The organism is Caulobacter sp. GSs2 (genome assembly GCF_058680895.1).
Map to the genome: position 1 here is coordinate 773,752 of NZ_CM178725.1, position 22,152 is coordinate 795,903.

Consider the following 22,152-nt stretch of genomic DNA (forward strand, 5'->3'; position numbering starts at 1 on the left):
TGGGCGGCGCAGCGATGCGCCGCCTTTTTCGTGTCGAGGCCTAATCCGGGGCCGAGAGGTCCAGTCCCTGCACCTGGCTCAGGTCGCAGTCGCGGAAGCTGGCCTTGACGGCGCGGGCGCCGGTGAGGTCAGCGCCGCGCAGATCGGCGCCGTCAAAGACCGCTTCGGACAGATCGGCCGCCTGGGCCATCACGTACCGCAGCCGAGCCGAGGCTAGGTTGGTCAGCGTGCGGCGCTCGGGGCCCAGCGGCAGCGGGGTCAGAAACGCCTGCCGCAGGTCGGCCTTGGTCAGATTGGCCCCGGTAAGCTTGGCGCCGCGCAGGTCGGCGCCGCGCAGGTTGGCCGAGCGAAGGTCGGCGTTCTGCAGGTTGGCGCCCTGCAGCTGGGCGCCCGACAGATCCAGGCCGACCATGCAGGCCCCCTTGGCGCTCATCGCGGTCAGGCGCAGACCCTTGAGACGATCCCCCAGCGGACGCAGGTCTTCGCCATCAAGCCGCGCGCACTGGCCTTCCTTGCCACCCGTCTGACACCAGCGCTGGTTGTCGAGGGCGCGTTGATACAGTTCCTGGGCCTTGGCCTGGGCCTGGACCGTTACGGTGACCAGGGCGCCGGTCATGTTCGCGCCCAAGGTGCGGGCGGTCGAGGTGTCGACCCCGGCCATGACCGAGCCTTGCAGGTTCGCGCCTTCGAGGTTGGCGCCCTTGATGTCGGCGCCATCCAGAATGGCGCCTGAAAGATTGGCTTCCTTGAGATTGGCGCCAGACAATTTTGCGCCGCGCAGCGAGCAGTCGCTGAAATCGGCCTTGAAGGCCGAGACGCCCTCGAACTGCGAACCGTCCAGGGTGGCGCCGGAGAAGTTGACCTCATCGACCTCGCCCAAGCGGGTCTCGTGGCGCAGCGAGTCGAGGCCCTTGCGGGGATGGGGAATAGCGATCTGGCCTTCGCGGAAGTCGGCCTGAGTCAGGTCGGCCTGGGCCAGGTTGGCGCCGCGCAGACAGACGCCGCGCAGATCGGCGCGAACCAGAACCGCCTGGCGAAGATCAGCCTTGCGCAGATCGCAGCCAAAGAGGTTGGCGCGGTCCAGCTTGGTGCGGACCATGCGGCAGCCGTCGAGGACCGAACCGGTAAAATCGGCGTCGGCGAGATTGCGGAACGACATGTCCAGGCCGGACAGGTTCACGAATTTCAGCGAAGCCCGCTTGCCGCCCTGCTTGCCCGTCACGAATTTCTCGTGTGCCGTCACGATCATGTCGAGCTCGGCCTGACTAAGGCGTCGCCTGCCGGCCATGCTCTCCGCGGCGTTCATGCCCTGTTATCTCCCCGGAAAAGTCTCAGATCGCTCACGACGACCATACCGACGATCGACGAGCGAACGGTTAAGACTGCGCGGAATTGTCGCGGTAGATCAGATGACGTCTTCCAGGCCCCTCGCCCCCAGGCGAATGGCTCCGGTGAGGTCGACCTCCTTGAGGAGGGCGTTGGTGAAATTGGCGCGCGACAGGTCCGCGCCGCTGAGACAGGCCTGTCGCAGGTCGGCCCGGGCCAGGTCGGCATTGGTCAGCAGCACGCCGGTCAGGTCCGACGGAAGCAACCGGTCGCGCCCGATCAGCAGCGGGCCAAGCTGGGCGTCGCGAAGATCCGAACCTGAAAGCTTGGCGCCGCGAAGCCGCGCGCCGCGCAGATCTGCGTGACGAAGATTGCAGGCCCGCAGGTCCGCGCCTTCCAACTGCGCGCCCTGAAGCTGCACGCCCTCCATGTCGAGGCCATAGAACACCGCGCCCTTGGCCGAGAGGGCCGTCAGATTGAAGCCGCGGACCGATTTCAGATTGCGCAAATCGGCCTTGTCGAAGGCCGAAGGCTTGCCCTCGGCGCCGCCGGTCTCGCACCAGCGGGCGTGGTCGGCGATCATCTGCTCGTAGGGCATATCGGAGACGCTGGTCCCCGACGGCTTGTCGGTCAGGGCGCCGTCCATGTTGGTGTCGTTGACGTTCCACTGCTGGGTCTTGGCGCCCACCAGCACGGTGTTACGCATGTCAGCGCCCGCAAGGTTGGCGCCGGACAGATCGGCTCCGGCCAGGTTGGCGCCGTTGAAGTTGGCCTGTTTGAGATTGGCGCGGACCAGCTTTGCGTCTTTCAGAATCGCGTCGCTGAAGTCGGCCTTGGTCGCCACGATGCCCGACAGACGCGAGCGCTCGAGGTTCGCCCCGGCCAGTATGGCGCCGGTGGCGTAGGCTTCGCGATGCACCGGCTCGATCATCTTGTAGCCTTCCTTGCGGTCGGCCGAGGCGATCGAGCCTTCACGAAGGTCCGCCTCGAACAGATCAGCCCCGGTCAGGTTGGCGCCGCGCAGGCTGGAGCCACGCAGATCCACGCGACGCATCGAAGCGTCGGTCAGATCGGCGCCCTGCATGTCGGCGCCGTACATGTTGGCGTTGTCGAGTTTGGCCTTGCGTAGATCGCAACCGACCAGCAACGCGCCCGTGAAGTCGGCGTCGCAGAGGTTGCGGCCCGTGACCGACAGGCCCGACAGGTCACAGAAGGCGAAGACCGCGCGCGCGCCGCCCAGCCGAGCCGCCCACAGGCGGTCGTGCTTGGCGCAGATAACGTCTACGTCGTATTGCGTCAGGCGCCGGTACTCTTGGCCTGTCGCCACTGGGGCGGTCATGGTGCTTGCGATCTAACCCGACTGGATGGACCGCGACCATGCCCGCCCGGGCATTAACGCTGAGTTTCCAAGCGTTTCCAGTACTGTCAGGCGATTGCGGGCAGCTCTTGAGCGCGGCTCTCGTCGAGGTAGCGGACCGAAACCGGCTTGAGGGCGCCGTCCAGTTCGATCACCAGCGGATTGCCGGTGGGAATTTCGACATGAACGATGTCAGCGTCCGGCACCTGGAACAGGTGCTTGACGATCGCGCGCAGCGAATTGCCGTGGGCGGCCACCAGGATCGTCTCGCCGGCCGCCAGCTTCGGCGCGATCTCGGCTTCCCAGTAAGGCAGCACACGGACCAGTGTGGTGGCCAGGCTTTCAGTGGCCGGCAGGTCCTTGCCCGCGTAGCGACGGTCCTTGCTGAAGTCGTATTCGCCGCCCGGCGCCAGTTCCGGCGGCGGGATGTCGTAAGACCGGCGCCAGATCGTGACCTGCTCCTCGCCATGCTTCTCGGCGGTCTCAGCCTTGTTGAGACCCGTCAGGCCGCCATAGTGGCGCTCGTTCAGGCGCCAGTCCTTGGTGACCGGCACGAAGCTCTGGCTGGCGGCGTCCAGCGCCAGGTTGCAGGTGCGAATGGCGCGGGTCTGGACCGAAGTATAGGCTTCGTCGAGATCGATGCCCGCGGCCTTGATCAGCTCGCCGCCCTTGCGCGCCTGGGCTTCGCCCTCGGCGGTCAGGTCGACGTCCACCCAGCCGGTGAAGCGGTTCTCGAGATTCCACTGGCTCTGGCCGTGGCGGAGCAGGACGAGGGTTGGCATCGGGCCTCCTTGCGAGATGTCACGGGCGGGCTAGGCCCAGAGGCGCGTTCCGTCAAGCGCCCCCTCCCCGTCCGCGTGACACATGCTATAGGCAGGCGCATGTCTGATCGCATTTTCATGCCCCTGATGGCCTTGATCGCCATGGCGATGATCGCCCTCGCCCTGGTCTGGCCGCAAGGCTACGGCGCGCGCTCGCCCGATCCGTTCGGCTCCACGCCGATCCAGCAGACGCCTGAAATGCGGGCCAAGATCGAGCGCGAGAAAGAAGGCGCCCGTCGCCGCGCCGAAGAAGCCGTCCGGGCCGTCAAGGCCGCCGGCGGAACCGTGCAGTGAGCGCCTTCGACGCCGTATCGGTCGGCCAGCGGGTCATTCTGGGCGAGGCCGAAGCGCTGCGCGCCCTGTCCGATGATCTGGGCGAGACCTTCGCCAGGGCCGTGGAAACCGTATTCCACGCCAAGGGCCGCGTCGTCTGCACCGGCATGGGCAAGTCAGGTCACGTGGCGCGCAAGATCGCCGCGACCCTGGCCTCGACGGGCACCTCGGCCATGTTCGTCCACCCCGCCGAGGCCAGCCACGGCGACCTGGGCATGATTGGCCCCGACGACGTGGTGCTGGCCCTGTCAAAATCGGGCGCGGGGCGTGAACTGTCCGACACGCTGGTCTACGCCAAGCGTTTCTCGATCCCGTTGATCGCGATGACCGCCGTCGCCGACAGCCAGCTGGGCCTGGCGGCCGACGTCCTTCTGCTGCTGCCCGACGCGCCTGAGGCGACCGCCGAGGTCAGCGCGCCAACCACCTCGACCACCCTGCAGATCGCGCTGGGCGACGCCCTGGCCGTGGCCCTGCTAGAGCGCCGGGGGTTCACGGCCAGTGATTTCCGGGTCTTCCATCCCGGCGGCAAGCTGGGCTCGATGTTGCGTACGGTCGGCGACCTGATGCATGGCGACCAGGAACTGCCGCTGGTCGCCGCCGACGCCCCCATGCCGGCCGCCCTGTTGGTGATGAGCGAAAAACGTTTCGGCGCGGCCGGCGTGATCGACGCCTCTGGCCAGTTGATCGGTCTGATCACGGACGGCGACCTGCGTCGTCACATGGACGGGCTGATGAGCCACATCTCCAGCGAGGTGATGACCCGCGCTCCGCTGACCATCGGCCCCACCTCCCTCGCCGCCGAAGCCCTGAAAATCATGAACGAGCGCCGGATCACGGTCCTCTTTGTGGTCGAAGACAATCGCCCGGTCGGCATCCTGCATGTCCACGATCTGCTGCGGGCGGGCATAATCTAGGCGACGGTCACGTTTCGACAATCGATGTCATGTGAGAACGCTAGCAGCGCCGGCCCGTGGTCGCTAAAGCAACGATCTCAACCTTGATGCGAGCCCCGATGTTCTCAGCGCCCCGCTCCGACCTCGTTCCCAATACCGCCGCCTATGAGAACGAGCCGCTGGTCAAGGCCACGGGGTTTCGCGAGTACGACGCGCGCTGGCTGTTTGGGCCCGACATCAACCTGCTGGGCATTCAGGCCCTGGGCCTGGGCCTTGGCACCTATATCCAGGAACTGGGCCTGTCGAAGATCGTGGTCGGCCACGACTTCCGCTCCTATTCGTCGTCGATCAAGAACGCCCTGATCCTGGGCCTGATCTCGGCCGGCTGCGAGGTCCACGACATCGGCCTGGCCCTGTCGCCCACCGCCTATTTCGCCCAGTTCGACCTGGACATCCCCTGCGTGGCCATGGTCACCGCCAGCCACAACGAGAACGGCTGGACCGGCGTGAAGATGGGCGCTCAGCGCCCCCTCACCTTCGGTCCCGACGAGATGGGTCGCCTGCGCGACATCGTGCTGGGCGGCAAGTTCGTGGAACGCGACGGCGGCAAGCTGATCCGGGTCGAGGGCGAGGCCGAGCGCTTCATCGCCGACGTCGCCAAGCGGGCCAGCATCACCCGTCCCCTGAAGGTCATCGCCGCCTGCGGCAACGGCACGGCTGGCGCCTTCGCGGTCGACGCCCTGCAGCGCATGGGCGTCAGCGAGGTGATCGGGATGGACACCGAGCTCGACTACACCTTCCCGAAATACAATCCGAACCCGGAAGACGTGGAGATGCTGCACTCGATGGCCGCGGCCGTTCGGGAGCATGGCGCCGACCTGGCCTTCGGCTTCGACGGCGACGGCGACCGCTGCGGCGTGGTCGATGACGAGGGCGAGGAGATCTTCGCCGACAAGATCGGCCTGATGCTGGCCCGCGATCTCGCCCCGCTGAACCCCGGCGCGACCTTCGTGGTCGATGTGAAGTCCACCGGCCTCTACGCCACCGACCCGATCCTGGCCCAGCACGGCTGCAAGGTGATCTACTGGAAGACCGGCCACAGCTACATCAAGCGCAAGAGCGCCGAGGTCGGCGCCCTGGCCGGCTTCGAGAAGAGCGGCCACTTCTTCATGAACGGCGACCTGGGCTACGGCTATGACTGCGGTCTGACCGCCGCCGCCGCCGTCCTGGCCATGCTGGACCGCAATCCGGGCCTGAAGCTGTCGGACATGCGCAAGGCCCTGCCGGTGGCCTTCACGTCTCTCACCATGAGCCCGCACTGCGGCGACGAGGTGAAGTACGGCGTCGTCGATGACGTGGTGAAGGAATACCAGGACCTGTTCGCCGCCGGCGGCTCGATCCTGGGCCGCAGGATCACCGAGGTGATCACCGTCAACGGCGTGCGCGTGCACCTGGAGGATGGCTCTTGGGTTCTGGTCCGCGCCTCATCTAACAAGCCCGAGATCGTGGTCGTGGTCGAGAGCACCCGCTCCGAGGACGACATGCGCGCCCTCTTCCGCCAGGAAGTGAAGCCGCGCCTGGGCGACCGGGTCGGGAAGTACAACCAGGAAATCTGAGGCTTCCCAGCGGCGCGCGCCGTTCGTAGGGTTTGAGTGTCCCCACCGACGAGATCGGCGGGTCAGTTCCAGGAGAATGCCTTTGCTCACCGACCTCGCCTTGGACCGCTTCAGCGGCCAGCGCGGACGCGTGTGAGCACGCCCGGACGCTGACCGCTCACGAAGCCTGGACAGACGTCATCGACGTCCCCTCATTTCCTTCGAGAGCAACCATGATCCTGGAAACAACCAAAGACGACTACGCACGCCTGATGCTGGGCCTCGGGCCAAGAGATCTAGATCTGGCCGACACGCCGATCGCGCCGCCTGCGATCATCCAAATGCTGGCCGGTGTCGCCAACGGCGTCTGGGCGACCTTCTCGCCCGCCTCCTGGCTGATCGTCGAAAGCGGCGAGGTCGTCGGACTCTGCTCCGTCACGCGGCCGCCAGAGCACGGCGTGGTCGATATCGGCTATGGCGTCGCGCCCAGCCGGCAAGGTCGCGGCCATGCCGGCCGAGCGGTGGGCTACATCGTCGCGTGGGCGAGGCAATGCGCCGACGTGACGGCCCTGACCGCCGAGACATCCACAACGAACCTGGCCTCGCAGCGCGTACTGAGCCGAAACGGCTTCGTTCAAGCAGGCGAGCGCCTTGATGAAGAGGACGGACCGTTGATCTGCTGGCGCTGTCCGACCGCCTAGAGGGCAGCACAGGGCGGGCGCGGGCGACGTCTATCGTCCGCGCCCGTTCCTTCGCCCATTCCGTCATTTGGGACCGCCGCGATTTTGGCGTTAGCTCATCACCCAACCGCGAGTCGTCCATGCGCCCTCTGATCGCTCTCCTTGCCCTGGTCCTGACTCCCAGCCTCGGCGAAGCCGCCCAGCCGATCCTGCTCAAGCCCGCGCGCGTCTGGACAGCCGAGGACGCCGGTCCGCCCCATGAGGGCTGGGGCGTCCTGATCCGCGACAACAGGATCGCCGCCGTCGGCCCCGCCGCGAGCCTTGATGCAACAGGCGCTGAAGTCATCGACCTGCCCGGGGCGACGGTGATCCCCGGCCTGATGGACCTGCACAGCCACCTGCTGCTGCACCCCTATAACGAAACCTCGTGGGACGATCAGGTGCTCAAGGAGGCGCCCGACTACCGCGTCATCCGCGCGACGGTTCAGGCCAGGGCCACGCTGGACGCCGGCTTCACCACCCTGCGCGACCTGGGCGCCGAGGGCGCGGGCGTGTCGGACGTCTCGATCAAGCGCGCCATAAACGACAGGCTCATCGCCGGCCCGCGCCTGTTCGTGGCCACCCGCGCCATCGTCGCCACCGGCGCCTACGGCCCCGCGCGCCGCAACTACAATCCTGACGCCGAGATCCCCCAGGGCGCCCAGGAGGCCAGCGGGATCGACGAGGGCGTCAGGGCGGTGCGCGAGCAGGCCGGCGCGGGCGCCGACTGGATCAAGATCTATGCCGACTACCGCGTCGGCCCCGACGGCTCGACCCAGCCGACCTTCACCCTCGACGAGTTGAAGGCGATGATCGATGTCGCCCATTCCAGCGGCCGCCCGGTGGCCATCCACGCCGCCAGCGACGAGGGCATGCGCCGCTCGATCCTGGCCGGCGCCGACACCATCGAACATGGCTATGGCGGCACGGAAGCCACCTTCAGGCTGATGGCCGAGAAGGGCGTCGCCTATTTCCCGACCCTGACGGCCAGCGAGAGCACCTCGACCTATTTCGGCGGCTATGTCGCCGGCAAGACTCCGCCGACGCCCGCCATGCAGGCCGCCGAACGGGCCTTCAGGCTGGCGATGAAGAGCGGCGTCACCGTCGGCATGGGCAGCGATGTCGGCGTGTTTCGCCATGGCGACAACGCCCGCGAGCTGGTGTGGATGGTCCGCCACGGCATGAGCCCGACCCAGGCCCTGCTGGCCGCGACGGCCGTGGACGCCAGGGTGCTGCGCCGGCAGAACGATCTTGGCCAGTTGAAGTCCGGCTACCTCGCCGACATCGTCGCCGTGTCCGGCGATCCGACCCGGGACATCGAGGCGACCAAGGCCGTGGTTCTGGTGATCAAGGATGGCGTCGTTCATCGCCGCCCCTGAGGCATTCCTCTTGCGCCAGGCCGCAAAGCCGGGCGATCTCATCAGGATGCGTCGCTCGATACCCCTCGCCCTGACCTGCGCCCTGCTGACCGGACCGGCCTGGGCCGCCGATCCCGGCACGACCCAGCGCGGCGACACGATGCGCGACGCCGTCACCGCGCCGCTCGAGGACCTGAACCTCAAGCGCAAGGACATCCCGGCCGTGCTGACACGCGCGGTCGCCGATCCCTATGACGTGGTGGGTCTGGAGCGTTGCGAGCCGATCGCCGCCGAGATCGGCCGGCTGGACGCGGCGCTGGGTCCAGATCTGGATGAGGCCCCGCCCCCCGACGAGCGCTCCAGCAGCAGGAAGGTGGTCGACGGCGCCTGGAAGGCCGGGGTCGCCGAGGTTCGCGACCAGACCACCCACGTGCTGCCGTTCCGGGGCTGGATCCGCAAGCTAACCGGCGCGGCCAAACACGACCGGGCCGTGCAGGCCGCCATCCGTTCGGGCGGCATCCGGCGCGGCTATCTGAAGGGCGTGGGGATGCGGATGAACTGCGCGCCGCCCGCCGCGCCCAGCTGGTTCGTGCCGGCCCCGCCGCCGCCTCCGCCCACGCCAGAAAACCCATTGGCGAAGCTCATCGCGGTCTGGGAAAACTTCCTGATCTGGCTGCGCAACCTGATCGGCTAGGGCTTGACGGGCCCGCCTCAGGCTTCGGTCTTGGCGCCGCCTGCGGGCAAGGCGATCAGGAAGATGGCCAGCGACGAGCCGATCAGGCAGGCGAACATCACGCCGGCCATCGGTCTGGCCGTGCCGTCGTGCAGAAGGCCGCTGACCCAGGCGGCGATGGCGCCCGAGCCGAACGAGGCCGCGCCCATCAGGGCGGAGGTCGACCCCGCCCGCTTGGGATCAATACTGAGCGCGCCGGCCATGGTGTTCCCGCCCATCAGGCCATAGGTCGACAGCGACAGGAACAGCAGCGGCAGCACCGTCCACTGTCCGCCCAGACCCGACCAGGCCGCCCCGACCAGCAGGAAGGCGAAGATCACCGAAGCGATGCTGGCGCGCATCAGCACCCGGTCCGGGGTTGTCCGGCGCAGGAGCAGCCGATTCACCTGGCTGGCGCCGATGATGCCTACGGCGTTGAAGGCGAAGATCATGTTGAAGACCAGCGGCGAGTGGCCGTAGGTGCTCATGATCACATCCGGGCCACCGGAAATGTAGGTGAACAGCACCGCGCCGTTCAGTGTGCCGGCCACACCATAGCCCACCAGCCGCCGCATCCGCAGCAAGGCTCCGAACGCCTTGAAGGGATTTTCCGACCGCGCCTGGGCCTCGGTCTCGGCCGAGCGCGACTCGCTCAGCCCCAGCGCCACCCAGAGGCCGATGGCCAGGCCAAACCCCGCCAGCACCCAGAAAACGCCGCGCCAGCCGGCGACCAGCTGGATCAGACCGCCAAGCTGCGGCGCCAGCACGGGCGCCAGGCCCATGATCAGGGTCATCAAAGACAGCACGCGCGCCGTGTCAGCATGGCCAAAGCGATCGCGCACCACGGCTCTGGCGACCACCGCTCCGGCGCAACCGCCCAGGGCCTGAACGAACCGCGCCGCGATCAGCGCCTCGATCGTCGGCGCCAGCGCACAGGCGACTGAAGCCAGGAAATAGACTGCAACCCCAAACAGGATCGGTCCTCGTCGGCCCAGGCGATCCGACGCCGGGCCGTAGATGAACTGGCCGATGGCCATGCCGGCGAAAAACGCGGCCAGCGTCGCCTGGGTCTGATCCGGCCCGGCTTGCAGCGACCGGCCGATCGACGGCAGGCTCGAGAGGTACATGTCGATCGACATGGGCGCGAAGGCGGTCAGGGCGCCCAGCAGGAGGACCAGCCTCCAGGGCGTTGCGACGGGCGGTTCGGCGACGGTCATGCGGCCTTCTACTCTCGTTTGACGCAACGTGAACCCCTCAACCGGCTTGCGGTGCGAGGTTTGGGCCGTCACGGTGATCAACAATCAGATAGGGCCGGAAAGCTGCAGGAGACATCGATGAGCCGCACCGAGGAGCGTCCGCTGGCCCCGCCGATGCCGCAGCCGTCTTTCGCGACGGTCAATGGTATCCGCATGGCCTACTACGAGGCCGGCCCGCGCCAGGGCGTTCCCATCGTGCTGTGCCACGGCTTTCCGGAATTCTCCTATTCCTGGCGACACCAGATCGCGGCGCTGGCTGCGGCCGGGCGGTGGGTGATCGCGCCAGACCAGCGCGGCTATGGCCTGACCGATCGCCCCGAACCGGTCGAGGCCTATGACATGGACAGCCTGACCGGCGATCTGGTCGGACTGCTGGACCATCTGGGCGTCGAAAAGGCTGTCTTCGTCGGTCACGACTGGGGCGGCATCATCGTTTGGGCCATGCCGCTGCTGCATCCCGATCGCTGCGCCGGGATCGTGGGCCTGAACACCCCGTTCACCCCTCGCCTGCCGATAGATCCGATCGAGATGTACCGCCGCGCCTATGGCGACGAGATGTACATCGTCCACTTCCAGAAGCCCGGCATCGCCGACGCGCTGCTGGGCGCCGATGCGGGCAAGACCATCCGCTTCTTCATGCGCGCGCCCGGCGACAGCGTCGAAGCCTTCGAGGCGCGCCCGGCGGAGCGCAAGAGCCTGGCCTTGCAGGAAGGCCTGGCGCGCTACGATCCCGCCAGCGACCCGCTGCAGTTCCTGCGTCCCGAGGAACTGGCCGTGTTCACCGAGACCTTCGAGCGCACCGGCTTTACCGGGGGCATCAACTGGTACCGCAACTTCACCCGCAACTGGCAGCGCGCGGAGCACCTGCCCCGCCGCATCGACGCCATCCCCTGCCTGATGATCATGGCCGAGCATGATGTGGTCTTGCCGCCATCGCTCTGCGACCGCATGGGCGAACAGATCGAGGATCTGGAAAAGGTGCTGATCAAGGGCAGCGGTCACTGGACCCAGCAGGAGAAGCCGGCAGAGGTGAATGCGGCCATGCTGGACTGGCTGGATCGCCGCTTTCCGGCCTGATGCTTCAGGGCCGGCCGCTGGCCAGCGCCTCGGCGCGCCGCCGCATCGCCGCCGCCAGCTGCAGCAGGGCCAGGGCCGAGGTCTCGTCGCGCTGGGCTGCGCGCATCGAATAGACCTGAGCCAGGGCGAACAGCGCCTCGACCCGATCAACGCCGCCATCGGAGAAGGTCTCGCCGATCGTGCGGTCCAGTTCCGCCAACTGGCGCGGGGTGAGCATGCCCAGCAGCTCTTCGTCGGTCAGATCTTCAGGCGAGTCCATGAGCAGAACATAGCAACTCGGCGGCAGGACGCATCCCCGAACGGCGTCGGTCGATCTTTCGTTCACAGGACGATGTGAAGCGCGTTAGGTTCGGGGCATGGATCGCAACGCTTCCTCCACCGTCATGTCCTCGATCGGCCGGCGCGGCCTCTTCCGCGAGGTCGAGCCCTATTCGTTCGGCTGGATGCCCACCGGCGGTCCGCACGAGATCTATTACGAGGAATGCGGCAATCCGCGCGGCAAGCCGTGCGTGATCCTGCACGGCGGCCCCGGCGGGGCGGTCAATCCGACCATGCGGCGGTTCTTCGACCCGGCCAAATGGCGCATGGCGCTGTTCGACCAGCGCGGCTGCGGCCGCTCGCGCCCCAATGCCAGCCTGGACGACAACACGACCTGGAGCCTGATCGAGGACATCGAGCGGCTTCGCGAACATCTTGGCGTCGAGAAATGGACCGTGTTCGGCGGCTCGTGGGGTTCGACCCTGGCCCTGGCCTACGCTATCAAGCATCCCGACCGCGTCGAGGGCCTGGTGCTGCGCGGTATCTTCCTGCTCACCGAGAAGGAACTGCGCTGGTTCTATCAGGACGGCGCCTCAATGCTGTTCCCTGACGCCTGGGAGCGGTTCCTGGCGCCGATCCCCGAGGAAGAACGCGGCGATCTGATGAGCGCCTATCACCGGCGGCTGGTTGCCCCCGATCGTCGCGTGCAGCTGGAAGCCGCCGCCGCCTGGAGCCAGTGGGAGGGTGACACCATCTCGCTGCGCGGGCCCGAGGCCCGTCCCTCCAAGTTCAATGAGGAAGACTTCGCCGTCGCCTTCGCGCGGATCGAATGCCACTTCTTCACCAACAAGGGCTTCTTCGACCACGACGGCTGGATCCTTAAGAACATCGACAAGATCAAGCACATCCCCGGCTGGATCGTGCAGGGCCGCTTCGATGTGGTCACGCCGCTCGACAGCGCCTGGTCGCTGCACAAGGCCTGGCCGGAAGCGCGCTTCGACATCATCTGGGACGCCGGACACGCCTCGACCGAGCCCGGCATTATTGACGGGCTGGTGCGGGCCACCGAGTCAGCGCTGGTTTCCTAGGACCCGTTTCGCGGCTCGACGTTACGCCAGCCCCAAGCTCAGCGCCCAGGGCGATCCACGCCGTAGACGCCGCACCACTCCCAGCGATCGCGCGCCAGGGAATGGACCAGTCTCTGGCCTGCGGGGTTCATGCCGAGACGCTGCATCACCGCGAACGACGCGACGTTCTCACGCTGCGCGACGGCCTCGATCCGCTTGATCGGCATCAGATCCCAGAGCGTGGCGATCGCCGCCCTGCCCGCTTCTGTCATATAGCCCTGGCCGTGGGCGTGTTCGGCCAGGTGATAGCCGATCTCGAAGGTCTCGCCGGTCACATCGACATCGCCGCCGAAGCCCCCGATCAGCAACCCGTCGGACAAGCGTTCGACGCCATAGCCGACGTGCCAGCCGGCCGTGACGCCGTCTCGGGCAATCTGGATGCGCTGGGCGGCGAGGTCGACGGACACGGGATCGGGCCAGGTCGCCAGCCAGCGGGTCACCGGCGGCGTCAGATTGGCGGCGAGCCTCGGCGCGTCGCCAGCCTCGAAACAGCGCAGACGCAGACGCGGCGTCAGGATGACGGGCAGCAAATGGCCCGCCTCCGGCGTCACATCAGCGATCCCTTGCCGCTGGTGACCTCGGTGTAGCGGTGCACCCGCACGGCCTGGACCAGGCCAAAGCCGATCATCACGGTCAGCATCACAGTGCCGCCGTAGGAGAGCATCGGCATCGGCACCCCGACCACCGGCGCCATGCCCATCACCATCGCCCCATTGATCAGCACGTAGAGCGCGAACGTGGCCGTCGTGCCGGCTGCGGCCAGGCGACCAAAATGGCTGTGGCTGATCGAAGCGATGCGCAAGGCCATGAAGATCACGACGCCATACAGGAACAGCACGCTGAAACAGCCCAGGAAGCCGAATTCCTCGGCCAGGGTGGCGAAGATGAAATCGGTCTGTTTTTCGGGCAGGAAGTTCAGCTGGCTCTGCGAGCCAAGGCCAAAGCCCTTGCCCATCAGACCGCCCGACCCCAGGGCGATCTTGGACTGCATGATCTGGTAGCCCTTGCCGGAGGGGTCGCTTTCAGGATCCATGAAGGTCAGGATCCGGTTGCGCTGATAATCGTGCAGCACGAACAGGATGAACGGCGGAATAGCGGCCAGAACCGCGACTATGCCGGCGACGATGATCCGCCATGACAGACCGGCCAGGATCACGATGGCGAGCCCCGTCGACGCAATCAGAATAGCCGTGCCCAGGTCGGGCTGGTGGGCCACCAGCAGCACAGGCGCCGCGATCATCACCGCCGGGACCAGCAACCGCCAGGACATCCGGGCGCTGTCGGCAGAAAGGCCATGATAGTAGCGGGCGAGGGCCAGAACGAGGCCGATCTTCATGATTTCCGAAGGCTGGAAGCGGAAACCGCCGATCGACAGCCAGCGCGTGGCGCCCAGCGAGGTGTCACCCACCAGTTCCACGGCGACCAGCAGCAGCAGCCCGACCGCATAGACCGGATAGGCGATCATGAACCACAGGCGCAGGTCGATCATGGCCAGCACGATCATCATGACGAAGTAGAGCCCGAAGCGAACCAGGTGCTTGGCCGCCCACGGCTCCCAGGACGCCCCGGCAATCGAGAACATCATCAGCGCGCCGGCGCCGGCGATCAGGCAGAGCGCCAGACAGAACGTCCAGTCGATCTCCATGAACTTGATGATGGGCCGGTCGCGTTCACCGGGACGGCTGAGACCACCGCTGAGGGTCATGTCTGCGGCTCCTGCGGTGCAGCCTGGGGTGGCGCGCCAATGATCGGATCCTCCGGGGCGGCGCCCTCGATCACCGCCTCGGGCGGCGCGTCGGGCATGGGCATCGGCTTTTCAATCCGGGCGCGGATCTCCGGATCCTTCAGCAGGGCCACGCGCATGACTTCGCGGGCGCGCGGCGCGCCGGCGGTGGCGCCGCCCATGCCGCCATGCTCGATGATCACCGACACAGCGTAGCGGGGATCGTCATAGGGGGCGAAGGCGACGAACAGGTTGTGGTCCTTCAGCCGCCAGCGCACGTCCTTGCTGTCGCGCGACACGCCCTTGTCGAAGCTGCGCACCTGGGCGGTGCCGGTCTTGCCGGCCATCTGGATGTCGCCCAGCCCCAACTGGCTGTTGCGATAGGCGGTGCCACCGGCCGCGGAGACCGCCGCCATGCCGTCGCGGACATAGGCCAGATGTTCGGCGGAGAACGGCAGCTCCGGCACAGCCGCCCCGCTGGGCTGTTCAATGCCGCCGACCGACTTGATCAGCCGCGGGACCAGAGCCTTTTTTCCATTGGCCAGCCGCGCCGTCATAACCGCCAGCTGCAGGGCGTTGACGTTCAGCGCCCCCTGCCCGATCCCGTAGCTGGGGGACTCGCCGGGGAACCAGATCTGGTTGCGGGGGTCCTTGAAGGCCTTCTTCTTCCAGGCGCGATCCGGAACGATGCCGCGCCTCTGTCCGGGAATGCCGATATCGAAGATCTCGCCGAAACCGACCGCGCGGGCCGCCTTGGCGATCGCATCCGGCCCGATCCTCAGCGCGACCTGGTAGAAATAGATGTCACAGGAGTTCTTGATCGCGTCGTTCATGTTCTGGGCGCCGTGACCGCCCTTTTCCCAGCAACGCCAGGTGCGGCCGCCATAGTACCAGCCGCCCGAACAGTTGATCCGCACTTCGGGATCGACACCCGCCGTCAAGGCCGCCAGCGCCACGGTCGGCTTGAAGGTCGAGCCGGGCGGATAGGTGCCCGTCATCGCCTTGTCGAGCAGAGGCTTGCGCTCGTACTCGGCCAGAGCCTTGTATTCAGGCCCGCTGAGCCCTTTGACGAACCGATTGGCGTCGAAACTGGGCGCCGAGACCATGCACAGCAGGTCTCCGTTGCGCACGTCCATCACGACGATGGCGCCGCTTTCCTGGCCCATGACCTCAAGGGCGCGGTTCTGGATATCCGCGTCGAGGGTAAGGCGGATCTCCTTGCCCGGCGTCGGGCGGATGTCGCCTTCCGGATCAAGGCGCACGACCCGGCCCAAGGCGTCGACCTCGGCCTTGGTCGCGCCGGCGCGGCCGCGCAGATCGGTGTCAAAGGCCTTTTCCACGCCCTGCTTGCCGATCCGGAAGCCCGGATGGTGCAGCAGGTCCTGGTCCTGGGTCGGGTCCTTCTCGGCCGCCTTCAGGTCACGGTCTGACACCTTGGCGACATAGCCGATGACATGGGCAAAGGCGCCGCCAAACGGATAGACCCGGACCTCGCCCATGTCGGCCGTGACGCCAGGCAGTTCGGGCGCGCGAATATTGACGCGGGAGAACTCCTCCCAGCTCATGTCTTCCATGATCGCCACCGGCGCCTTGCGAGGCGCGCGGGCGATATCCTTGATCAGGCGGGCGCGTCGCGTTCCATCGATCGGCACCAGCTTTGACAGGTCATCGAGGGCGGCCTCGACGTCGAGACCCTTGTCCTTGGTGATCATCAGCCGGAAATTGGGCCGGTTGGACGCCAGGGGCGTGCCGTTGCGGTCCAGAATCAGGCCGCGCGGCGGCGGCATCAACCGATAATTGAACTGGTTTCCAGCAGAGAGCTTCTGGTAGCGCTGGGCCTCGACCAGTTGCAGTTGCGCCAGGCGGCCACCGAGGGCCAGCAGGCCGGCGCCGGCGAGGCCGCCCATCAGGAACGCGCGCCGGTGGAACACCCCCTGGCGCTCATTGACCTCAAAGAACAGGATTGACGGTTCGCTCATCGCCCTACCGGAAGCGAACGTCGGCGTCGTCGAAGCGGTCGACCAGCCGGTGGGCGAACGGGAACAGCAGGGCCGTGGCCAGAAACTGCCAGAAAACGGCCAGCAGACTGGGGGTCGCCAGGCTGTCGAGCATCGAAAACAGGAAGCCGGCGACCATGGCGACAGCCGTGACCCCGGCAAACCAGGCCCACATCATGACCCGGCTTTGGCCGGTCATCATGTTGCGAGCCATCAGCACCATCGCATAGGCCACCAGCAGGGATAGGCCCCACAGGCCCGTCGGACCGCCCCAGAACAGGTCCAGGAACAGACCCAGGAGCAGGATGGCGAAGGGCGCGAGGATCGAGGGCCGGATCAGGGCCCAGGCAAAGGCCGGAACCATGGCGAAAACCGGCTCGGGCAGCTGCAGGCCCCAGATGCGCAGCGGCGCTGCAAAAACGATGGTCGCCGCCATGCAAACCAGCAGCGGAATGCCCAGCCAGCGCGCCGGGTGCAGGGGCCTGGCGCCGCGCATGCTCATTGCGCCGGCGCCGCTGCAGCCGGCCTGGATGCCGGCAGTCCGGATGCCGGAGGGGCTGGAGCCACGGGCGGCCTGGTGACGGCGACTGGCGCGCTGAGGATCGAGGTCTGGGGATCTTCAGTGGTCACGGGCGGCAGGCTGCGGGTCTGCAACTGCTTCTCGTCGGCCAGTTGAGCGAAATCCTTGAAGAGCAGGATACGGACGAAATCAATCGCCGCATCGTCGGCGAACAGAACCACGCGCCAGCGCCCGTCGAGACCCTTGACCGCCGCGCCGACCGGCAGGCCGCGCGGCACCACGCCGCCATCGCCGGAAGTGACCACCCGGTCGCCCTGCTGGATAGGGTCAACACCGCGCAGATATTCCAGCTTGGGATTGGGGCCTCCGTCGCCGGTCAGGATGGCGCGGGCGTTTGTGCGGTCGATCATCACAGGGGTGCGCGAGGCGATATCGGTCAGCAGCAGCACGCGGCTGACGCCACGCGAAACGCCGACGACCCGGCCGACCAGACCGCGCTCATTGAGGACAGGATTGCCGACCACCACGCCCTTTTCTGAGCCGGCGTCGGCCAGGCGGGTATTGGCGAACGGGCCGCGGCTGTCACTGACCACGCGTGCGGACGCCATGGGAATGGGCGGATCGGTCTTCAGGCCCAGCAGCGACTTGTAGCGATCGTTGGTGTCCTGCAGCGCAAGAGCCCGATCGCGCCACTGGCGCATCTCGGTATTCTCGGCCTTCAGTCGGCGGTTCTCGGAGGCGGTGAAGAAATAGCTCCGCACGAAGTCGAGACCCAGACCCGTCCAGCGCCCCGGCGCGGCGATCACGCCGCTCACGGGCTTGGAGACCGTGTCCACCGTCTGGCGGGTCACGCCGTAGGCATGGTCCTGCAGCGTCTCGCGCCGATCAGCCAGCAAGAACGCCACCGCGATCACGACCGCGACGATGAGCGCCACGGCCGCGGTCCAGGTGAGCGGCACTTTCAGGTCGCCGAGGGGACCTTCGCGAAAGGGCACGAACGCGTTCTCCTGGCGCCGCCCCGGCGCCTTTGTCGGAAATTAGGCCTAGGCCAGGGTGGATTCCAGGACGCCCTTCATCCACTTGGGATGCTCGAGCACCTTGCCGCAGCCCAGAGCCACGCAGGAAAGCGGGTCATCGGCCACGGTGACCGGCAGGCCGGTATGGTCGCGGATCTCGGCGTCCAGGCCGCGCAGCAGCGCGCCACCGCCGGTCAGCATGATGCCCTTGTCGGCGATGTCGGAGGCCAGTTCCGGAGGCGTGGCTTCCAGGGCGACCTTCACGGCCTCGACGATCTGCCCGACCGGTTCGGCCAGGGCGTCGGCGGCCTGCTTTTCGCTGATGCGGACTTCGCGCGGCACGCCCTGCATCAGGTCGCGGCCCTTGACGTCGATCGACAGGCCTTCGCCGTCGGCCGGCGCGCGGGCGGTGCCGATTTCCTTCTTGATGCGCTCGGCGGTCGTTTCGCCGATCAGCAGGTTATGGTGGCGACGCATGTAGCTGATGATCGCTTCGTCCATCTTGTCGCCGCCGACGCGGACCGAACGCGAATAGACGATACCCGACAGCGACAGCACGGCGACCTCGGTGGTGCCGCCGCCGATGTCGACGACCATCGAGCCGGTCGGCTCGTGGATCGGCAGGCCGGCGCCGATCGCGGCGGCCATCGGCTCGTCGATCAGGCCGACGCGGCGGGCCGAGGCGTTCAGGCAGGAATCGTTGATCGCGCGGCGCTCGACAGCGGTGGCGCCCGACGGCACGCAGACGATGACCTTGGGATTCACGAAGCCCTTGCGATTGTGAACCTTGCGGATGAAGTACTTGATCATCTCTTCGGCGACTTCGAAGTCAGCGATGACCCCGTCACGCATCGGACGGATGGCTTCCATGTGGCCCGGCGTGCGGCCCAGCATCTGCTTGGCTTCAATACCCACGGCGTGGACGATCTTGCGGCCGCCGACATTGCGAAGCGCCACCACCGACGGTTCGTTCAGAACAATGCCTTTGCCCTTCATATAGATAAGGGTGTTGGCCGTTCCGAGGTCGATGGCGATGTCGTTGGAGATCACGCCGAAGAGGGAAGAAAACATTGAAAGCCCTGACTGAGGGATAGAGGGGCAAAACGCGGCAGTTCAAGACGAAAGCAGGCTCTGGACCAGTCCTCGGCGCGAAGCGGACTTCACGCGCGATTCACTACCTAACCCACTACCGGACAAGGACAACATGATTCCCCGGAATCGCCGTCTCATCTGGGTTTACGCACTCGAGGACAAGGCGGGAGCGCCGCCCCCTGGCCGCGCCGTCGCCTGACAGCCCCAAAGCGCGTCGACGCTGCCCGTTTGCCCTGCGAAAGCGTTGATTTCAAGGTCTATTCGCGGGTCGTCCAAAGGCATTTTCGGCGAGGGTCTCCAGGCGCCCAATCATGGCGAAATCTAGCCGAGCGCGGCCATGACCACGCCGAGCGCAGTGACCACTCCGGCGACGATCTGCAGACGGGTCAGACGCTCGGAAAACAGCCGTCGCCCGGCCAGGGCGGCGATGGGCATTTCGACCACGCCGACGGCCCGGACCGGTCCGACCGGGCTCAGAGCCATGGCTGTGAACCACAGGCCAGAGGCCGCCGCGCCGCAGAACCCCGCCCCCAGAGACTGCCGCCAGACAGCGACCACCGCCGCAATGGCGGCCGGGTTTCGCACCGCCAGCACGCTGGTCAGGGTCACCGTCTGGATGGCCTGGACGATCATCACCGTGACAAAGGCCGAGGCGACGGGATGGCCGGGGTCGAAGGCCAGGCTGGCCTGGCGAAAGCAGTTGGCGCTCAGCGCGAAGATCGCGCCAGAGCCCAGCCCGGCCAGAACGGCGCCGCGACGCAGGACCACCTCGCCTCTCGGCCAAGTCAGGGCCGCCAGACCCAGGGTGACCACCAGGCCGCCGATCCAGGCCATCAGGCCGACATGGTCGCCAAACAGCAGCGCGCCCCAGACAAGAGCGAAGGGCAGCCCGCTCTGCTGCATGGCTGTGCCCAGAGCGAAGGTCGAGCGATGCATGGCGGTCAGCAAGGCGGCCGTGGCGGCGATCTGCAGCCCCGCCCCCGCCGCGCAGGCCAGCCAGAACCAGGTCGTGGGATGAGCCTGCGCGCCCGGTGTGGCCCACCAGGCGATGGCCGCGAACACGGTGGCGAAGGGCAGGCCAAACAGGAACCGCACCAGGGTTGCGCCCCACGGCCCCGCCCCGCCCATGACGGAGCGCTGGGCGGCGTTGCGGGCGACCTGCAAGGCCGCTGCGCCGATGGTGATGGGAATCCAGAGCATGAATGTCCTCTCCTTCTCCCCTTGCGGGAGAAGGTGTCACGCAACGACGAATGAGGGGGCGCCCGGCGCAAGCCCCGCGACAACAGCAACGGAGCGGCCGGACAATCCCTCATCCGGCCCTTCGGGCCACCATCTCCCGCAAGGGGAGAAGGAAGACTGCGCTAGAACCCGCTGGCGATCGCCGCCTCGGGACGGCTCTTTTCCTTGCGGGCAAAGAGGTTGTTGAGCGCGTTCACATAGGCCTTGGCAGAGGCCGTGAGCGTGTCGGTGTCGGCGGCCTGGCCGGTGGCGATGCGGCCATCCTCTTCCAGACGCACCGAGACCTGGGCCTGGGCGTCGGTGCCTTCGGTAACCGCATGCACCTGGAACAGGCGCAGGGCGGCGCTGTGCGGCACGATCTTGTGGATCGCGTTAAAGACGGCGTCCACGGGACCATCGCCGGTCGCCTCTGCGTGACGCTCCTGGCCGTCGACATCCAGGGTCAGTTCGGCCGACTGGCCTTCGGTGCCGGCCACGACGCGCAGGTGCAGCACCCGGATCTTCTCCGAGCCGCGCGCCAGGGCGTCGTCCACCAGGGCGATGATGTCGTCGTCGTAGACGTGCTTCTTGCGGTCGGCCAGATCCTTGAAGCGGCCGAAGGCCTCCTTCAGGGCGTTCTGGCCCAGCTCGTAGCCCAGGTCCTTCAGCTTGGCGCGGAAGGCGTGGCTGCCCGAGTGCTTGCCCATGACCAGGCTGGACGGCGCCTGGCCGACCGATTCCGGCGTCATGATCTCGTAGGTTTCGCGGTTCTTCAGCATCCCGTCCTGGTGGATGCCGCTCTCATGCGCGAAGGCGTTCTTGCCGACGATGGCCTTGTTGTACTGCACCGGGAAACCGGTGATGGCCGAGACATAGCGGCTGGCGCGGGTGATGTGGGTGGTGTCGATCCTGGTCTCGTAGGGCAGCTTGTCGCCGCGCACCTTGAGGGCCATGACGATCTCTTCCAGCGCGGCGTTGCCGGCGCGCTCGCCCAGACCGTTGATCGCGCACTCGATCTGGCGCGCCCCGCCCTGCACGCCGGCCAGGCTGTTGGCCACGGCCAGGCCCAGGTCGTTATGGCAGTGGGTCGAGAAGATGACCTTGTCGGCGCCCTCGACGTTCTGGGTCATCCAGCTGAACAGGTCGGCATATTCCGACGGATAGGTGTAGCCGACGGTGTCGGGCAGGTTGATCGTCGTCGCGCCGGCCTTGATGGCCGTCTCGATGGCGCGGCGCAGGAACTGACGGTCGCTGCGGGTAGCGTCCTCAGCCGACCACTCGACGTCGTCGCGCAGGTTGCGGGCGTGGGTCACCGAGCGGGCGATCACGTCGATGACGGCGTCCGGCTCCATCTGCAGCTTGTGCTTCATGTGCAGGTCGCTGGTGGCGATGACCACGTGGATCCGGCCGCGGGCAGCGGGTTTCAGCGCTTCGGCGCAGCGGTCGATATCCACCTGATGCGCGCGGCACAGACCGGCGATGGTGCTGTTCTTGACGATCTTGGAGATCTCGCGGACCGCCTCGAAATCGCCGTTGGAAGCGATCGGGAAGCCGGCCTCGATGACGTCGACGCCCATCTCCTCGAGGATCTTGGCCAGTTCCAGCTTTTCATCGTGCGACATTGAGGCGCCGGGCGATTGCTCGCCGTCGCGCATGGTGGTGTCGAAAATCACGACGTTGTCGCGCTTGTCGAAAGCGCCGTTAGCTACGGAGGTCATTTGAATACTCGTCGGAAGGTGTCTGCGTGCGGGGCG

21 protein-coding genes are annotated in these 22,152 nt (G+C 67.0%); 8 read left to right on the forward strand and 13 right to left on the reverse strand.

Annotation, left to right across the window (positions count from 1 at the left end; all coding sequences use genetic code 11):
• Positions 1-40: 40 nt before the first annotated feature.
• The 3 genes from ACW17Z_RS03790 to gpmA all read right to left on the reverse strand — a co-directional run bounded on the left by ACW17Z_RS03790 (position 41) and on the right by gpmA (position 3,465).
• Positions 41-1,306: a pentapeptide repeat-containing protein gene (locus ACW17Z_RS03790; RefSeq protein ID WP_492057601.1), complete on the reverse strand. Its 1,266-nt coding sequence runs from the start codon at positions 1,304-1,306 to the stop codon at positions 41-43.
• Positions 1,307-1,405: 99 nt separating this feature from the next.
• On the reverse strand, positions 1,406-2,665 hold the full coding sequence (locus ACW17Z_RS03795) for a pentapeptide repeat-containing protein (protein WP_492057602.1): 1,260 nt from the start codon (positions 2,663-2,665) through the stop codon (positions 1,406-1,408).
• Positions 2,666-2,751: 86 nt separating this feature from the next.
• Positions 2,752-3,465: a 2,3-diphosphoglycerate-dependent phosphoglycerate mutase gene (gene gpmA, locus ACW17Z_RS03800; RefSeq protein ID WP_419317447.1), complete on the reverse strand. Its 714-nt coding sequence runs from the start codon at positions 3,463-3,465 to the stop codon at positions 2,752-2,754.
• 99 nt (positions 3,466-3,564) lie between these two features.
• Between gpmA and ACW17Z_RS03805 the strand changes: the two genes are divergently transcribed.
• The 6 genes from ACW17Z_RS03805 to ACW17Z_RS03830 all read left to right on the forward strand — a co-directional run bounded on the left by ACW17Z_RS03805 (position 3,565) and on the right by ACW17Z_RS03830 (position 9,096).
• On the forward strand, positions 3,565-3,798 hold the full coding sequence (locus tag ACW17Z_RS03805; RefSeq protein ID WP_419317448.1) for a hypothetical protein: 234 nt from the start codon (positions 3,565-3,567) through the stop codon (positions 3,796-3,798).
• Positions 3,795-4,751, forward strand: a complete 957-nt coding sequence (locus tag ACW17Z_RS03810; protein ID WP_419317449.1) for a KpsF/GutQ family sugar-phosphate isomerase — start codon at positions 3,795-3,797, stop codon at positions 4,749-4,751. Before ACW17Z_RS03805 ends, ACW17Z_RS03810 begins: the two co-directional genes overlap by 4 nt.
• Before the next feature lie 98 nt (positions 4,752-4,849).
• Complete coding sequence (locus ACW17Z_RS03815) at positions 4,850-6,346, forward strand: phosphomannomutase/phosphoglucomutase (protein ID WP_492057603.1); 1,497 nt, start codon at positions 4,850-4,852, stop codon at positions 6,344-6,346.
• Between the two features lie 212 nt (positions 6,347-6,558).
• Complete coding sequence (locus ACW17Z_RS03820; RefSeq protein WP_492057604.1) at positions 6,559-7,026, forward strand: GNAT family N-acetyltransferase; 468 nt, start codon at positions 6,559-6,561, stop codon at positions 7,024-7,026.
• 119 nt (positions 7,027-7,145) lie between these two features.
• The gene (locus ACW17Z_RS03825) at positions 7,146-8,423 is read left to right on the forward strand and encodes a metal-dependent hydrolase family protein (protein ID WP_492057605.1); all 1,278 of its coding nucleotides are present in this window, start codon (positions 7,146-7,148) and stop codon (positions 8,421-8,423) included.
• A gap of 46 nt (positions 8,424-8,469) precedes the next feature.
• Positions 8,470-9,096 carry a hypothetical protein gene (locus tag ACW17Z_RS03830; RefSeq protein ID WP_492057606.1) on the forward strand — a complete coding sequence of 209 codons (627 nt, stop codon included), beginning with the start codon at positions 8,470-8,472 and terminating at the stop codon, positions 9,094-9,096.
• Between the two features lie 17 nt (positions 9,097-9,113).
• Here the strand turns inward: ACW17Z_RS03830 and ACW17Z_RS03835 are convergent, their stop codons facing one another.
• The gene (locus ACW17Z_RS03835) at positions 9,114-10,331 is read right to left on the reverse strand and encodes a multidrug effflux MFS transporter (protein ID WP_492057607.1); all 1,218 of its coding nucleotides are present in this window, start codon (positions 10,329-10,331) and stop codon (positions 9,114-9,116) included.
• A 153-nt stretch (positions 10,332-10,484) separates the two neighbouring features.
• Between ACW17Z_RS03835 and ACW17Z_RS03840 the strand changes: the two genes are divergently transcribed.
• Positions 10,485-11,447 (forward strand): alpha/beta fold hydrolase, encoded by a 963-nt coding sequence (locus ACW17Z_RS03840; protein ID WP_492058480.1) that lies wholly within the window; start codon positions 10,485-10,487, stop codon positions 11,445-11,447.
• A gap of 4 nt (positions 11,448-11,451) precedes the next feature.
• Here the strand turns inward: ACW17Z_RS03840 and ACW17Z_RS03845 are convergent, their stop codons facing one another.
• Complete coding sequence (locus ACW17Z_RS03845; RefSeq protein ID WP_419317456.1) at positions 11,452-11,706, reverse strand: low temperature requirement protein A; 255 nt, start codon at positions 11,704-11,706, stop codon at positions 11,452-11,454.
• Between the two features lie 97 nt (positions 11,707-11,803).
• Between ACW17Z_RS03845 and pip the strand changes: the two genes are divergently transcribed.
• Positions 11,804-12,793 (forward strand): prolyl aminopeptidase, encoded by a 990-nt coding sequence (gene pip, locus ACW17Z_RS03850; protein ID WP_419317457.1) that lies wholly within the window; start codon positions 11,804-11,806, stop codon positions 12,791-12,793.
• Between the two features lie 38 nt (positions 12,794-12,831).
• On the opposite strand, the gene ACW17Z_RS03855 is transcribed toward pip, so the two are convergent.
• The 8 genes from ACW17Z_RS03855 to ACW17Z_RS03890 all read right to left on the reverse strand — a co-directional run bounded on the left by ACW17Z_RS03855 (position 12,832) and on the right by ACW17Z_RS03890 (position 22,116).
• Positions 12,832-13,383: a GNAT family N-acetyltransferase gene (locus tag ACW17Z_RS03855; RefSeq protein ID WP_492057608.1), complete on the reverse strand. Its 552-nt coding sequence runs from the start codon at positions 13,381-13,383 to the stop codon at positions 12,832-12,834.
• Positions 13,380-14,537, reverse strand: a complete 1,158-nt coding sequence (gene rodA / locus ACW17Z_RS03860; protein ID WP_419317459.1) for a rod shape-determining protein RodA — start codon at positions 14,535-14,537, stop codon at positions 13,380-13,382. The genes ACW17Z_RS03855 and rodA overlap by 4 nt, the downstream gene beginning before the upstream one ends.
• Entirely contained in the window at positions 14,534-16,534 is a 2,001-nt protein-coding gene (mrdA, locus tag ACW17Z_RS03865; RefSeq protein WP_419317460.1) for a penicillin-binding protein 2, read from the reverse strand. The genes rodA and mrdA overlap by 4 nt, the downstream gene beginning before the upstream one ends.
• Before the next feature lie 4 nt (positions 16,535-16,538).
• Positions 16,539-17,054 (reverse strand): hypothetical protein, encoded by a 516-nt coding sequence (locus tag ACW17Z_RS03870; RefSeq protein WP_492057609.1) that lies wholly within the window; start codon positions 17,052-17,054, stop codon positions 16,539-16,541.
• Entirely contained in the window at positions 17,051-18,067 is a 1,017-nt protein-coding gene (mreC, locus tag ACW17Z_RS03875) for a rod shape-determining protein MreC (protein WP_492057610.1), read from the reverse strand. The genes ACW17Z_RS03870 and mreC overlap by 4 nt, the downstream gene beginning before the upstream one ends.
• Positions 18,068-18,115: 48 nt before the next feature.
• Positions 18,116-19,159 (reverse strand): rod shape-determining protein, encoded by a 1,044-nt coding sequence (locus ACW17Z_RS03880; protein WP_004623009.1) that lies wholly within the window; start codon positions 19,157-19,159, stop codon positions 18,116-18,118.
• 342 nt (positions 19,160-19,501) lie between these two features.
• A complete protein-coding gene (locus ACW17Z_RS03885; RefSeq protein WP_492057611.1) occupies positions 19,502-20,380 on the reverse strand; it encodes a DMT family transporter in 879 nt (292 codons plus the stop codon).
• Positions 20,381-20,541: 161 nt separating this feature from the next.
• Positions 20,542-22,116, reverse strand: coding sequence for a 2-isopropylmalate synthase (locus tag ACW17Z_RS03890; protein WP_492057613.1), 1,575 nt, complete (start codon positions 22,114-22,116; stop codon positions 20,542-20,544).
• Positions 22,117-22,152: the final 36 nt, after the last annotated feature.

Excerpts from the sequence above, each read along its gene's own strand:
- ACW17Z_RS03890 (WP_492057613.1), bottom strand. The coding sequence starts at position 22,116 with ATGACCTCCGTAGCTAACGGCGCTTTCGACAAGCGCGACAACGTCGTG.
- gpmA (WP_419317447.1), bottom strand. The coding sequence starts at position 3,465 with ATGCCAACCCTCGTCCTGCTCCGCCACGGCCAGAGCCAGTGGAATCTC.
- ACW17Z_RS03880 (WP_004623009.1), bottom strand. The coding sequence starts at position 19,159 with ATGTTTTCTTCCCTCTTCGGCGTGATCTCCAACGACATCGCCATCGAC.
- ACW17Z_RS03885 (WP_492057611.1), bottom strand. The coding sequence starts at position 20,380 with ATGCTCTGGATTCCCATCACCATCGGCGCAGCGGCCTTGCAGGTCGCC.
- mrdA (WP_419317460.1), bottom strand. The coding sequence starts at position 16,534 with ATGAGCGAACCGTCAATCCTGTTCTTTGAGGTCAATGAGCGCCAGGGG.
- ACW17Z_RS03820 (WP_492057604.1), top strand. The coding sequence starts at position 6,559 with ATGATCCTGGAAACAACCAAAGACGACTACGCACGCCTGATGCTGGGC.
- ACW17Z_RS03795 (WP_492057602.1), bottom strand. The coding sequence starts at position 2,665 with ATGACCGCCCCAGTGGCGACAGGCCAAGAGTACCGGCGCCTGACGCAA.
- ACW17Z_RS03830 (WP_492057606.1), top strand. The coding sequence starts at position 8,470 with ATGCGTCGCTCGATACCCCTCGCCCTGACCTGCGCCCTGCTGACCGGA.
- ACW17Z_RS03835 (WP_492057607.1), bottom strand. The coding sequence starts at position 10,331 with ATGACCGTCGCCGAACCGCCCGTCGCAACGCCCTGGAGGCTGGTCCTC.
- ACW17Z_RS03870 (WP_492057609.1), bottom strand. The coding sequence starts at position 17,054 with ATGAGCATGCGCGGCGCCAGGCCCCTGCACCCGGCGCGCTGGCTGGGC.
- ACW17Z_RS03805 (WP_419317448.1), top strand. The coding sequence starts at position 3,565 with ATGTCTGATCGCATTTTCATGCCCCTGATGGCCTTGATCGCCATGGCG.
- ACW17Z_RS03815 (WP_492057603.1), top strand. The coding sequence starts at position 4,850 with ATGTTCTCAGCGCCCCGCTCCGACCTCGTTCCCAATACCGCCGCCTAT.
- ACW17Z_RS03825 (WP_492057605.1), top strand. The coding sequence starts at position 7,146 with ATGCGCCCTCTGATCGCTCTCCTTGCCCTGGTCCTGACTCCCAGCCTC.
- ACW17Z_RS03845 (WP_419317456.1), bottom strand. The coding sequence starts at position 11,706 with ATGGACTCGCCTGAAGATCTGACCGACGAAGAGCTGCTGGGCATGCTC.
- pip (WP_419317457.1), top strand. The coding sequence starts at position 11,804 with ATGGATCGCAACGCTTCCTCCACCGTCATGTCCTCGATCGGCCGGCGC.
- ACW17Z_RS03840 (WP_492058480.1), top strand. The coding sequence starts at position 10,485 with ATGCCGCAGCCGTCTTTCGCGACGGTCAATGGTATCCGCATGGCCTAC.
- rodA (WP_419317459.1), bottom strand. The coding sequence starts at position 14,537 with ATGACCCTCAGCGGTGGTCTCAGCCGTCCCGGTGAACGCGACCGGCCC.
- ACW17Z_RS03790 (WP_492057601.1), bottom strand. The coding sequence starts at position 1,306 with ATGAACGCCGCGGAGAGCATGGCCGGCAGGCGACGCCTTAGTCAGGCC.